Raw genomic sequence first — 12,777 nt, forward strand, 5'->3', positions numbered from 1 at the left:
AGAGCGCACCCGGCGGCTGGATCGACAGTGGCAAACAGAATCTGGCGGCTGCGGCCGAATGGATCTGGGTGGTGATTCAGGGAGACTTTGCCGACGACCAATCGACCGGTCAGGTGGTCACGGGCACCGTCATTTCCATGATTCCGTTCGTCGATCAGCTCTGCGACGTACGCGATGTCGTGGCCAACTGCCGAAAGATCAATAACGACACTTCCGACAGATGGGCATGGGTGGCGTTGGTCCTGACACTGATCGGCCTTTTCCCCGTACTGGGATCGCTCGCCAAGGGCTGCTGCAAGATTCTGTTCGCCTACGGCCGGAAGTCCGTGTTCCGCGTTGGCCGTGCGGCCCTGGATTCCGATTTCTGGCAGGCCAGCAAGCCGTTCGTCGAGGCCGGCATCAACATGCTCAACGGACATCTGCAAACACCGGCGGTGCGCCGCGCCTTCCGGGCCATCAACGTCGCCAACCCCTATCACTGGCTATCGAAGAAGGTGCTTGAGGTGAAAAGCAGCCTGACGGTCGCCGAATTGGCGCGCGCCTTCGACAAGATCTTGGATGCGCTGCGCTATTTCGTGGACCTGATCCAGCGTTGGGGCACGGCAAGCATGGGCACCCGCGCAGGCGATCTTCTGAAGACGGTGATGCGCATCCGGCAACAGATGGCTAGCCGCGTCGGCGAAATCCTTGCTCCCCTCAATCAATGGCTGGAGAAACTGGCGCGCCGGCTCGAGATCGAGGGGGATATGCTGTATCGCGCCAATGTCGATGCCATCAACCCGCACAAGTATCAATGGCTGAACTGGGATGACGAAGCCGCCCTGCTTGAGCGCCACCGTGTGGGCTGGATCGACAATACCGGACTGCGCCAGTTCGAAGCGCTGCGATCCGCACCGCCCGCGCCGGCCAACTGGCCGAGCCTCGACCCGATACTTCAGCGAGGGGAAAGGCATCCGTTGAAAGGCGCCTATGCGACATTCCACGAAGCCAAACCCGTCACCATCGCGCCGGGCGAGGTACTTTATCGTGTGGTGGACCCGTCGTCCGCCGACAACAGCATTTGCTGGATGCGCAAGGAAGAATTCATGAAGCTGAAGGGCCGCGACGACTGGCGCCGCCGTTTTGCGGTGTGGCGTCACTGGAACCGCAATGGGGAATTCATCACCTATACCGTTCCGCCCGGCGCCGGCCTCCATGTGTGGGAAGGCCCGGCCGCCAGCCAGACATTGAAGGGTCATCCGCAATACGTGCTGGAGGGCGGCGCCAACCAGATCGTGCTGGACCCGACCCAGCTGCACCCCGAGTTCATCGGCAAACGGCAGCCAACCAACTGGGGCTATACGGACTTCCCAGGTGAAACCGACGAATTCCTCGGTTTGCCCAAGCTGACAAATAATCTGAACATGAGCAATCTGCCCGCAAATCACCCGATGGGGGGGCCAAAGTGAGCACGCCACTTTACCCACAGGAAGTCTTTCTGCTGGAACGCTACAGCTCCGTCGAGTACTTCGACGCGATGCGTGCGGCATGGGAAGCGATGCTCGCGCACGTCGAGGATTGCCTGAACCGGTTCACCGCCCGCTTGCCGGCCGATTACCGCAGCCGGCCGCAACCGCTACAGCCCGATATCGTCTGGGGCCAGCGTGTCTTGCCAAACTTTCGCAGCACGGCGCGGATCCTCGACGATGGCTTTATCCGCCTGACACATGGCGACCATGAAGGCTTACGGGCCGCCGTGGGCGTCACCGGCGATGTTCGCGGACAGAGCGATTTTTCGATCGACTGGTTCGACGAAGTAGAACCCGATGCGGCGGCGCGCTATGAGGAACTGTTGAATCTGGCCCATGCGCATGCCATGAACATCGACCAGACGATCTATGCATCGTGGGTCATGTCGACGCTTTCCACCGGCTACGACGCCAACGCCCGCGGCCCATTGGCAGCACCACCGGCCTGGCCCCGCTATGCGCTCGATGCCCTGACTCAAGTCCGTACCAATGAGCCGGTCGTCGAATCCGGCGTCTATCTGCCCGATCAGGACAGTTCCTGCGCGCAGTTCCTGGTGGCCGGCAAACCCGCCCCGAGTGCCTGCATTGGCTTCAATGGCCAGCAGTACACCTCCAAGTCCCCTGCCCTGTGGACACGCGTGCGTCGCGTGGACGGCGCCACGGTCGCCGATGGCCTGACCGATCTGCTGCCCGCCGCGAGCGGTAATCGGCTGACCGGACGTGTCGCGGGCCAGCAGGTTTGCCCGCGCAGCGGCTGGTGGTACACGCCAGCCATCGCCAATTCACGCCGCTACTTTCAGCAAGGCGAAGTGTTCCCCGACGCAGCGGGGACGGAATACGGCGCAACCATCTGGCAATGGGACCGCGACCAGACGGACCCGCAGCTTTGAACATGCGTGGCCAGCGGGCGCGCGTCCGCATCTGACCGCTCGTCACCGCCGCTGAAACGCCGCGCTTCCCGCCAGCGCGGCTCGCGTCTCAGGCGGTCTCAGGCGGTCTGCATCTCGCCGCCCGTGGTTTGCTTGCGGCGCTCCAGCGAGGCGTATTTTTCCTTGTTGTCGTCGCCGATATAAAGCACGCGCGGATCCGAGGTGCGGGTGTTGTCGAGCGCGAAGCCCGCCAGCGAGTCGTGCACGTAGACCGAGAAAAACTGGTACAGGTCGGACGATTCCGCCAGCGGTTTGCGGTTGACCACGACTTCGGTGTAGGCATCGACGATCGCCTGGTAGTGAGGCCGCATGCGTTTGGACGGGTCGTCCTTGTGCCACTTGTGCAGCGCCTCGGCGTCCTCGAGCAGCCACGCGTCGAACTCCTTCATGTTCTCGAGCAGGTCGCCGTCGTTGGCCGCACCGTCCACGCGCGCCTGTGCCTTGCGCCAGGCGTCGTGGGCCGCCTCTTCCTTCTTCTTCAGGTCCGTCACCATGCCGCGCCACATGTCGGTCTGGTTGGCGTAGCCGGGGCTGCTCTGCGCCGCGCTGAGCGCGGATTCCGCATCGGCGCGCTGCGCCTGGAGCCGGTAGTAATCGCGCGCCTTGTCCTTCGCTGCGGTGCTCAGCGCCGCGCGGTCCTTGGCGAAGCCGCTCTCGTTCTGCTGGATGCGCTTCTGTTCCTGCGTGGCGTTGGCGCCTGCCGAACGCCGTACCGCAGCGGACAAGCGAAAGCGCCAGTACAGCTTCATATGCGCGAGCACGGTCTTGCCCAGCGGCAGGCCCTGCGGCACTTGCGCGATATAGGCGTTCCACAGCGGCAGCAGCTTGTCGTAACGCTGGCGCCCCGCGTCGTCCAGCGCGAAATCGCTCAGTTCGTCGGCCGATGCCAGCTCCGACAGGCTGCGCATCGGCACGCCCGCGGCCACGGCGCGCTCCAGCATGATGCGCAGCGGCACAATGGCCAGAACGCTGGACTTGCCGCCCTCGCCTTCCCGATAGCCGCCGCCGACATCCGAGTGGACGCCGGGCAGCACCATCTCATGGGTGCCGAGCGGATACTGATTGCCGTCCAGCGCGCTGTCGAGCGGGAACGAGTTGCGCATCTCGTGGCCCGAAGCCATGTGCATGCATTGCGTAACCAGATCGGCAATGCGCAGGCCATCGCCCCACGCACCGTGACCATCGGCGGGCCCAGGCGACGGATCCGCGCCCGGTTCGCCAAAGGCGAGATTTTTCAGGTCCTGGTCCGACTGCATGCCGCCGTACGGGTAACTCAACGCCGAACGCCAGCTGAAGCTGCGCCGCCGGTTGACCGGCGCATTGTTAGTGCTCATGGGCAGGCCGACCGATGCCACCGTGTCGAAAATGCCCATGAAATAGACCTCGATCGGGTACCCACCCTTCACGACCTTGCCCGATGTCCCCAGCGCGCCGCCCCGCACCTTGAAGTTGCCGCGACTTCCCACGCAGCTTTTCTGCAGATCGCGCGCGAAGGCGCGCGCCAGTGCGGCGCCGCGTGAAAAGCCGAAGATCGCGATGCGCAGCTTGACGATCTTGTTGGACGGATTGTTGGCGCGCGCCTCGGCCTTGATCAGCAGGTTGGCCAGTTCCTTGAACGCCCAGTCCAGGCGCGCCTGTCCGAGCGCGCCCATGCCGCTGCCGGTCATCTTGCCGCCCGGATCGCCGATGTCGCGGAAATAGGTGCCGATGCCAGGAATGTAGCGACGGTAGATATGCTTGATATCGTCGTCGGCATAGTGGCTGCGATAGAGCCGGGCCACGTTGCTGTGTTCTCCGGTCGGCGTGTCCGCGTCCATGTTGTTGCCCGTGCCATCGAAGAAGAACGACACGGTGATGCACTGCGGGCACGGCGCCGGCGGCCGCTGCTGGCCCTGTTCGTTGACACCGGCGGCCGCCGCGTTGGCTCCAGCCTTGCGCGGCTTGCCGGGTGGCGCTACGCCTGCCGTATCCCAGTCCGCCGCGTCCGCGCCGCTGGCCAGGTTTTCCCGCGGCTGGTCGAGCGGCGCAACCTTCTTCGCTTCGGTACTAGTCGTCATGGCCGCAGCTACCGTATTTGCTGTCGTGGTTCACGTTGCCCGACGCCTTGCGCTTGACGTAGCTGACGCGATCGAGCTGCAGGCGCGGCGGCGACGGATAGTCGGACATCGCCGCCTTGATCGTGCCGTCCTGGAAGAAATGCACCTCCAGATACTGCGGATCGGCCGGCACCGGGCCGTCCAGCAAAATGGTCTGCCGACACCAGGGCACCTTGCCATCGCGCTTCCAGGCGATATCGATCGTGATGGGCAATGCGGTATCGGCTGGCACCGCAGCGCAGCAGGTGCCGCCGCCACCGCCGGACGTTTTCGACGAGACTTCGATATTGCCGCCGCCCGCGCCATTGACGGTAAAGCTGCCGATGTAGGTATCGGTGTAGTTGTAGCCGACGATGGTCAGCCCGCCCATCCCCGCAGGCGTGCGATGCGGCCCCGTGTACAGGCGCGTGCCATTGAAGCTCGGCCCGCCCGATTCGAGCATCGCGCGGGTCTTGGGCGACATCTGCAATTCCGCCGCGCTGGCGGCGGCCCACACCGGCACGCATAACAGCATGGCCAGGAGGCGCTTGATGAATGATGGGGTATGACTCGAGAACATCTGGGCATCCTTGCGGTTCATTCTTCCTGCTCCGCCACGCGGTGCAGCGCCTCGTTGAATGTCAGGCGGCCGTCGCTGACTTCGGGCAGCAGTGCGGCCCACGGCTCGCGCTGGTCGAAATCCATGCCGGCCAGCATGCAAAGCATGGCAAACGACTGCATGTCCGGCAGATCCCGCAAGCCCCAGCCGCGTGCGCGCTCGACGATCGTAAGCACCACGGGATAGCGCGCCGGGTATGGGATCGCCATGAATCGGGGCGTGCCGCGGGTGGTCAGCAGGTCCATCACGGCATCCGGTTCCGATGCCGTGATCATCGCCACTTCCTGCGCCGTCGTGAGCCGTAGCGGCGCGGTAAAGGTATCGACGCCGCCGGCATCCAGCCGCGTGCAGGGCACCATGGCGCCTTCGCGATCGGCGGCCCACCAGTGGACCGCACACGACAGGAACGCGTCGCACTGCGCCTCGGTCAGTGTTTCGAGCAGCGCAAACAGCACGCGCGTATCGAAGAAGCGCAGCAGCATCGGCATGTCGTCGGACAGCAGCACCTCGGTGCGCGCGGTCAGCACGCGCGCCAGGTCGCGCAATTCGAGCGCGCTGTCGATCACGCTCAGGGCGCTGGCATAGCAGGCCGCATCGGCCAGCGCAGCGATCTGATGCCGATGGCTGGCGATGCCGGTATCGATGCGCAGCAGGAATGGCGTCACGCCGTCGCTGCAGGCATCAGCTTCCTGACCCAGCAGCGCATGATGCGGCAGCGTCAGCAGGCGCGAGACCAGCGCAGCCTGCCCCTGCAGCGCTCCCTGGTTCACCAGCAGATAGCGATGCACGCCCAATGCAGATGGCGGCAACGCATCGAGCGACTGCCAAAGCGGGGATTCCTGCGGCGTGGGTTCCTGACGCGACATCATCGGCTACCTGGCCGCAAACGGCGCGCCCGATGCCTGCGCGGCAGCCAGGCATTCCTTGCAGACGTTGTTGGGCATCAGCGGCAGGTCGGCCTGCACCTGGGTCGGGCCATCGAATTTGCGTTGTGCGGATTTGTAGGTGATCACGCCGGGGGCTTCCACGGTGATATTTCCGCCCTCGATGGTAATCGACGCGCCGCCTGCCGTGGCCACGCGAATGCGTTTGGCGGCGGCGAAATCGACGGCGGCATTGCGCGACACCACCTTCATATCGCCCTTCGACTGCAGCTTCATGACGTCGTGCTGCGCCTGCATGTCGATATCGGTCTCACCGGCGATCAAGCGGATGCCGGTGTTGTCGTCGCCGGCTTTCTCCAGCGCGGCGGCAATGCCGAACGCCTGTTTGGCGTGAAAGCGCGCCTGTCCGCCCACGGCCAGATTAGTGTCCTCGCCGCTGCTCAGGCTGATGCTTTCCCCGCTGACCATCTGCAGATGCTGACCAGCAATGGCCGCAAAGCCGGCGCGGCCATTCAGGTGCACGATCGCCGCGCCCTGCGCGGGCACCTTGTCCGGGGTGCGCGTGTTGCGCGCGGCGGCGTCGGCCTGGGCGGCGGACAAGTCCTTGCCGTCGACCATGCCCTGCGCGGCGGTTTCCAGCTTGCCAAGCGGCGCCTGGTCGCCGCGCGCCACGGCCAGCGCGGGGGCCTGGTGCGACACGGCGCCATCGCTCAGCGTCCGTGTCAGCGTGCGGGCCTGTCGGATCAACGCGATGCCGGCGGCGTTGTCGCCGGTCGGCACGGGACGCTGCGATTGCGCGTCGTAGTAAGTGGTGACGAGCACGCCGGCCTGCCCGCGCACGGCGGCGTAGCCATCGGTGCGCAGCTCGAACCCGTGGCCGCGGAAACTGCCACGGGTGTTGTCCTGCTGGTGGATCAAGTGGCCAAGGTTCAGTTGCGAAAACTGCAGCGTGGTGGCCAGTTGCGTGCGCAGCTGGCCGTCGCTGTCATCGAACACCAACTGGTTGCTGCCTTCGCCGCCATGCTCGCGGCTTTTGAAACCGCTCAGCGCCGCAGCGTTGCGATGGCCGTCCTGATCCTGGCTCATGCCATGCCACGCAGGTGCAGCGCCGCCGGCCACGTTGGCCTGCGCGCTGGGCGCCGTATCGCTGGCCTGCTTGTACACCTCGGCGTTGTCGCTGTCGCTGGCCTTGCCGCCGGGGCTGGGCGCAATGCCGCCTTCGCCCTGGCCGTTGTAGAGCGCGCCCACCACGACAGGCTGGTCGATATCGTCATCGACGAACTTGACCAGCACTTCCTGACCGATGCGCGGCAGCCACTGCCAGCCCATGCCCGCGCCGGCCTGCCGTTGTGCGGCGCGCACCCAGCGCGAACTGCGGTCGTCCGGGCGCTCGCCCTTCTGCCACGGAAACCGGATGCGCACTTCGCCGTGCGGGCTGACGTAATGCTCCGCGCCCGAGGCGCTGGTCTCGCCTTCGGGTCCCACCACGCGCGCGGTATGCACACCGGTCACGGTTGGACTGGCGTAGAGCCTTGCGCCCGTCGCATCGGTCACGCGCGGACGCCATGGCCGATCGGCATGGATCGCCCGGAAAGCGTTGGCATAGCCCTGTTCGCGCGCGGCGGCAAGCAGATGGGCATCCACGTTCCGGCGTTCGATGGCTGCGCTGTCGACCAGAAAACCGATCGTCTGCGGGCCATTCTCGGGCGCGGTGGGCGGCGCATCGAACACCAGCGCATCGGCAAGCTTGCCCAGCCGGCTATCGATCGACGCGCGCGCTTGCGGGACCAGATTGTTGATGCCGCAATGCTCCACGACGTCCAGCAGCAGCGGATACGCGCCGCTATCGCCTCCAGGCAGATGCGGGCAATCGGTCACCCGGGTGCGCACGCCCGCCACATAGGTGCGCACACTGCCGCGGCCGGCAAACAGCTGGGCGCGCGCTTCGATGCCTTCCATCAGTTGTGTCGCCAGGCGCTGCGCGCCGGCCTCGTCCTTGACCACGGACTGGCTGACCGACAGGTACGAATCGGGACACTGCGCGCTGCCGCCAAACCGTGCCGGGGCGTGCGCGCGCATGCTGCGCTTGGCGCCGTGATCCCACGCCACCACGGCGATGCCGGGCGCGCTCATGCGCGTATGGCAGATCAGCTGCTGGATGGCGTCGGCCTCTTCCTGACTGTGCGCGCGGTGATAACGCACGTCGCCCGATGAGTCCTCGGGCAGCGCGGTGCTGTCGGCAAAAATGGTCAGCGTGTGCTGCGCGGGCGCCTGCTCGTCTTCGACGAAGGCAAAGCCGAGACCGGCCTCGGCCAGCAGGCGCGACAAAAAGGCGTAGTCGGTTTCGCGATACTGGCTCACATGCGCCCGCGCGCCGATCTCGTCGATGCGCTGCTGTGCATTGGCGGTGAATCGCCACGACTGGAATGGCGCGTAAGGCGACAGCAGCAGGCCGACGATATCGGCAAGCGTGCGGTCCTGGAACACCTGGCTGTGGCGTTGCTGCGTGGCCAGCCAGAGCCAGGGCACCAGTGTCAGGCGATAGCGCGCCAGCGTGCCATCGGCGCCGAGCTTCTCGGCGCTGCGCACCAGGCCGGAACGGCGCGCCTCGCTGCCATCGGCCAGCCGCGTAAACAAGGTGACACGTTGCCCGATGAACTCCTTGAGCGGAATCTGCGCATTGGCGCTGGCCGCGATCACGCGCATTTCGCCAAGCTCGGACAGCACTTCGCGTCCGATCCAGGCTTCCACGGCAAGCTGTTGCACCGCGCCCTCGCCTTCTAGCCGATACAGCCGGCCTGCGGGCGAAAACGCGTTCAGGAGATCTGGGGTCTGGCTGCTGGTATCCATGGCAGTCTGCCGCCGGCTGCTGCGGGCGTCGCCTGCATGCGTCGCGGATGCGGCGGCAGGCGAATGTCCGGCGTACGCGGCGTGGGCGCGCTATTGCGTGCGGGTGGTGGACCGGGTCCGGCCCTTGGTGGCGACGGTCGAAGACGGCGGCGGCGCCATCAGCGCAGCCAGCACATCGGCATCCGGATCGTCCTCCGCGCGCGAGGCCGGCGCCTTCTTGCGCGTGGCCTTCTTGCGATCGCTGGAACCGGCCTTGGCCAGTGAATTGGCGCTGCCAGACTTTACCTCAGCCTTCGCAGCACTTCCATCATTTTTGGCATTTGTATTTTTTGCCACCGCGGGCGACGATTTCGGAGCATCGCCGGCATGCTTGTGCGTGGCCGCATGGGCTGCGCCAACGGCCGCGAGGCTGGCCATGGCGGCCGCAGTGGCGGATTCCGGCGTGCGTCCGAGCTGATCGAGCGCCACCTCATCACGCTTTGCCGACTGCGCCGCAGCGGCAGATGACACATCGATGACTGTTGCGTCTGCCGCGCCGTCGGGTGTCACGTTCGAAACGGCCGTTTCAGTTTGAGGCTGTGCCATCCCGGCCACAGATGCAGTGGAAGGCGTCGGCTCCGACGGATCCGCCGGGGCGGCATTCGTCGCCGGGGCCGGCGCGGGCGCCGGGTTGGCGGCCACCACGTCGTCGCGCTCGTGGGCCCACCACGCGGAGGCCAAGCCCGCCAGCATCAGCACGGCCACCAACGCCAGAATCGCGCGCTGGCGGCCGCCGCGAGCGGTTCTGGCGCCCGGGCGCACGGCTGCGGCGGTCGGCACGCGCCCTTCCAGGCCGGCCAGGATGCGTACGTCGGCGCCGCCCTCCTGCCCTTGCTGGGGGCCAAAGAGCGTCGGGGGTGTATCCCGTTTCGATTCGTCGCTGGTACTCATCAAGGCCCTCGGAAGGCGGCTGGGGTCCGGGCAAAATTGACACAATATGTCATCGCCCGGACGCGGTATCAAAATAAATTCGAGGTGATTTTAATGTCGTATTTGGCATAACTGCAAATATACTATTGCCCGCGCCGCAGGCATCGGTACTCCGGGTGAGGTCATGCACGGCTCGACATAACGATGATCTACCTGGCCCTGACCCTTTACTTCCTGCTGATGGTGGCTGCCGCCGCTGTACTGCTGCTGCCAGATGTGCGGCAGCGGGTGTTCACGACCGCGCGCGCGCATTGGCACCGCGTCAGCGCGGGCACCGCAGCCGCCGGTGCGCGCTCGGCCGGCACATTGCGTTCGTCGATCGGGCAGGCGGCCAGTTCTGCCGATGCGTTCAGGCATTTCGTGGCGCGTCGCCGCGTGTTCGTGCTGTGCGCGGCGGGCGTGGTGGCCACGCCGCCGCTCGTGGCGCTGGCGCTGCGGGGCGAGCACGTGTTCGAGTTCGACGACGATGCATCGCGCGAGCCCGACGAAAAGATCGCCGCGCTGCTCAACGGCGAGCGGCTGGTGCCGCCCCCGCCGTTGCCGCCGGACGTGTTTACCACCGCCGAGGTGGAGCGCATCCGGCCGGCGATCCGCGAGGCGAGCCGCAACTGGGAGCAGCTTGACGCAGAGTTCAAGCAGCGGCTGCTGCTGGTGTTCAAGCTCATGCGCGACGAACACGGCTACGAGATGGCGCTGCTCGAAGGCTATCGCAGCCCCGAGCGGCAGGCCAGGCTGGCGGCGCTGGGCAGCAATGTCACGCAGGCCGGGGCGTACCACAGCTATCACCAGTACGGGCTGGCGGCGGACTGCGCGTTCTATCGCGAGGGCAAGCTGGTGATCAGCGAGAAAGACCCGTGGGCGATGCGCGGATACGAGCTGTACGGTCAGATCGCGGAATCGGCGGGCCTTACCTGGGGCGGCCGCTGGAAGATGATGGACCTGGGTCACGTCGAGCTGCGCCGCGCCGGCGTGCTTGGCAAGAAGCCCGCGCCATGACGACCACGGCGGCGGCGAATTGGACGGGATGCATTGGGAAGGAATTGCAAACATGACAAAGCCATTCATCGTGCTCGGTGACAAGACCGACCACGGCGGCACCGTGGTGAGCGCATCGGGCACCATGACGACCGGCGGCAAGGGCATCGCCTGCGTGGGCGATCACGTCATCTGCCCGCGGCCCGGCCATAGTCAGGTCACCATCGTCAGTGGCGATCCGAACGTGATCATCGATGGCCGCGCCGCCGCGCGCCATGGCGACAAGGGGTCGTGCGGCTGCACGTTGCTGTCAACCCAGGGCCTGACCGGCAGCGCTTGAACGCGCCACGCCGCGCAGCGCCCCGCCCCGCGTTCTCTTATTCGCCATGTTCGTACGCGTTCTCAAGTTCAGCCTGTCGGTCATCGCGGTGTTTGCCGTGGTGTGGATTGCCACGCTCCTCTGGTGGCAGTCGATCAACCGCATGCCGACTTCCACGGACATCGTCACGCATCTGTTCCTGCTGCCGGCCGGCATGATCGCCGCCTACCTTGTCATCCGCGGCGCGCTCGACGGCATCCGGCGCAACGTCCTGGCCATGCGCGCCACGCCCGCGGCCGCCACTGAGGCGGCGCAGGCCGGCGGCGAATTGCCCGAGACCCAGTCCGACGATCCCACGCGCCGCTGGCATGCGCCCGTGCTGGCCAGCGCGCTGCGCAGCACGCACGGCGCCGGCGCGGCGATGACGCTGGCTGCGCTGGTCGCGCAGAAGCGGCCAGAAGTTGGCGACGCGCTGCACGACGGCAATCCGCTCTATGCGGCGCCGATTGCAGAGCTCGACATGGACATCGACGCTACGCGCGCGGCGCTGCGCCAAATCGACGCCGAGCTGGACTGGAGCGACGAAGCGGTGCGCATGGTGGCGTTGGCCGCCGACATCTCGCAGCGCCTGCTGGCCGAAGCGTTCGCGCGCTACCCCAGGCTGTTTCCGGTGCCCGCCGCAGCGAGCGCGCCGCAGCCCGAGCCGATCCATCTGGTACTGACGCTGCTGCTGCCCCGCGCCACCGACCCGGCCCACCAAGCGGCGGCGGCCGGGCTGGTGCGCCAGCAACTGGCCGCGCTGTGGCCGGTGGATCGCATCACGCTGGAACCGCTGGCCGCGCGCGGCGATGCCGACGCGCTGTTGCTGCTCGATCGCGCCGTCACCACGCTCAATCGCCAGCCCGAGCGCGTCGTGCGCGCGCTGGTGGCGGCCGAGTCGCTGATCGGCCAGCGGGCCGTCGCTTCGCTGCGCCATCACGACAAGCTGTTCGGCCCCGATTGCCCGCACGGCGTGGTGCCGGCGGAAGCCGCTGCGGGCCTGCTGCTGGCGCCCCCCGTCGCGTCGTTCGCCAGCGAGATCGGCGTGGACGACGCCAGCGCGCCGACGCAACTGGGTCGTGCCTGCGTGGCCCGGCTCGATGCGCCATCGGCCGACAAGGGCCTGCCTCGCACGGTCGTGCTGGCCAACCTGATTGCACAAGCGGTCAATCAGTTGACGCCCGCCGCGCAGACGCCCGACAACCAGGACAAACATGGCGACAACGCGTCAGCCGCGGCCAGCGACGCCGCCGAACCACAGCCGCCGGAAATCGGCGCGGTGCTTGCGGACATCGTGCCGCATCCGGTTCGCACGCTCGAAGTAGCGCGAGTGTTTTCCGATCGCTTCCCGGACCGCGACCTGTCCACCGATTTGCTGCCGGTAGGCGCCGCGTGCGGCTACACCGGCGCCGCCAGCGCACTGCTCTGCGTGGCGCTGGCTCACCAGATGACGCAGGAAGCCGGCGCGCCGGTGCTGGCCATCAGCGCCAGCGACGCACAGCAGCGCGGCGCGATCGCCATGTCGCCGCCGGCCGGTGCCGATGTAGAGGCCCCTCAAGATGCGCAGGACGCGGCGGCAGTTGCCGCATGACCCTGCACGATCCAATCCA

10 protein-coding genes are annotated in these 12,777 nt (G+C 66.7%); 5 read left to right on the plus strand and 5 right to left on the minus strand.

Annotation, left to right across the window (positions count from 1 at the left end):
* Positions 1 to 137: 137 nt before the first annotated feature.
* The gene (locus tag AC1RKI_RS10835; protein ID WP_233473856.1) at positions 138 to 1,448 is read left to right on the plus strand and encodes a hypothetical protein; all 1,311 of its coding nucleotides are present in this window, start codon (positions 138 to 140) and stop codon (positions 1,446 to 1,448) included.
* Complete coding sequence (locus AC1RKI_RS10840) at positions 1,445 to 2,398, plus strand: hypothetical protein (protein WP_244787110.1); 954 nt, start codon at positions 1,445 to 1,447, stop codon at positions 2,396 to 2,398. The genes AC1RKI_RS10835 and AC1RKI_RS10840 overlap by 4 nt, the downstream gene beginning before the upstream one ends.
* Before the next feature lie 98 nt (positions 2,399 to 2,496).
* On the opposite strand, the gene AC1RKI_RS10845 is transcribed toward AC1RKI_RS10840, so the two are convergent.
* From AC1RKI_RS10845 to AC1RKI_RS10865, 5 genes are all read right to left on the minus strand, one after another.
* Positions 2,497 to 4,494, minus strand: a complete 1,998-nt coding sequence (locus AC1RKI_RS10845) for a T6SS phospholipase effector Tle1-like catalytic domain-containing protein (RefSeq protein WP_490714570.1) — start codon at positions 4,492 to 4,494, stop codon at positions 2,497 to 2,499.
* Positions 4,484 to 5,113: a DUF3304 domain-containing protein gene (locus AC1RKI_RS10850; protein ID WP_492795299.1), complete on the minus strand. Its 630-nt coding sequence runs from the start codon at positions 5,111 to 5,113 to the stop codon at positions 4,484 to 4,486. Before AC1RKI_RS10850 ends, AC1RKI_RS10845 begins: the two co-directional genes overlap by 11 nt.
* The gene (locus AC1RKI_RS10855; protein WP_492795301.1) at positions 5,110 to 6,000 is read right to left on the minus strand and encodes a DUF4123 domain-containing protein; all 891 of its coding nucleotides are present in this window, start codon (positions 5,998 to 6,000) and stop codon (positions 5,110 to 5,112) included. Before AC1RKI_RS10855 ends, AC1RKI_RS10850 begins: the two co-directional genes overlap by 4 nt.
* Before the next feature lie 3 nt (positions 6,001 to 6,003).
* A complete protein-coding gene (locus AC1RKI_RS10860) occupies positions 6,004 to 8,865 on the minus strand; it encodes a type VI secretion system Vgr family protein (RefSeq protein ID WP_492795303.1) in 2,862 nt (953 codons plus the stop codon).
* 90 nt (positions 8,866 to 8,955) lie between these two features.
* Positions 8,956 to 9,795 carry a hypothetical protein gene (locus AC1RKI_RS10865; protein WP_492795305.1) on the minus strand — a complete coding sequence of 280 codons (840 nt, stop codon included), beginning with the start codon at positions 9,793 to 9,795 and terminating at the stop codon, positions 8,956 to 8,958.
* A gap of 183 nt (positions 9,796 to 9,978) precedes the next feature.
* On the opposite strand from AC1RKI_RS10865, the gene AC1RKI_RS10870 reads away from it, so the two are divergent.
* From AC1RKI_RS10870 to AC1RKI_RS10880, 3 genes are read left to right on the plus strand one after another with little or no spacing between them, the layout of a single operon-like run.
* A complete protein-coding gene (locus AC1RKI_RS10870; RefSeq protein WP_150981657.1) occupies positions 9,979 to 10,830 on the plus strand; it encodes a M15 family metallopeptidase in 852 nt (283 codons plus the stop codon).
* 52 nt (positions 10,831 to 10,882) lie between these two features.
* Complete coding sequence (locus tag AC1RKI_RS10875) at positions 10,883 to 11,149, plus strand: PAAR domain-containing protein (RefSeq protein WP_061959593.1); 267 nt, start codon at positions 10,883 to 10,885, stop codon at positions 11,147 to 11,149.
* A gap of 46 nt (positions 11,150 to 11,195) precedes the next feature.
* Complete coding sequence (locus AC1RKI_RS10880; RefSeq protein WP_492795308.1) at positions 11,196 to 12,758, plus strand: hypothetical protein; 1,563 nt, start codon at positions 11,196 to 11,198, stop codon at positions 12,756 to 12,758.
* The last annotated feature ends 19 nt before the right edge of the window (positions 12,759 to 12,777 follow it).

The organism is Cupriavidus sp. GW822-FHT06G04, assembly GCF_058799075.1.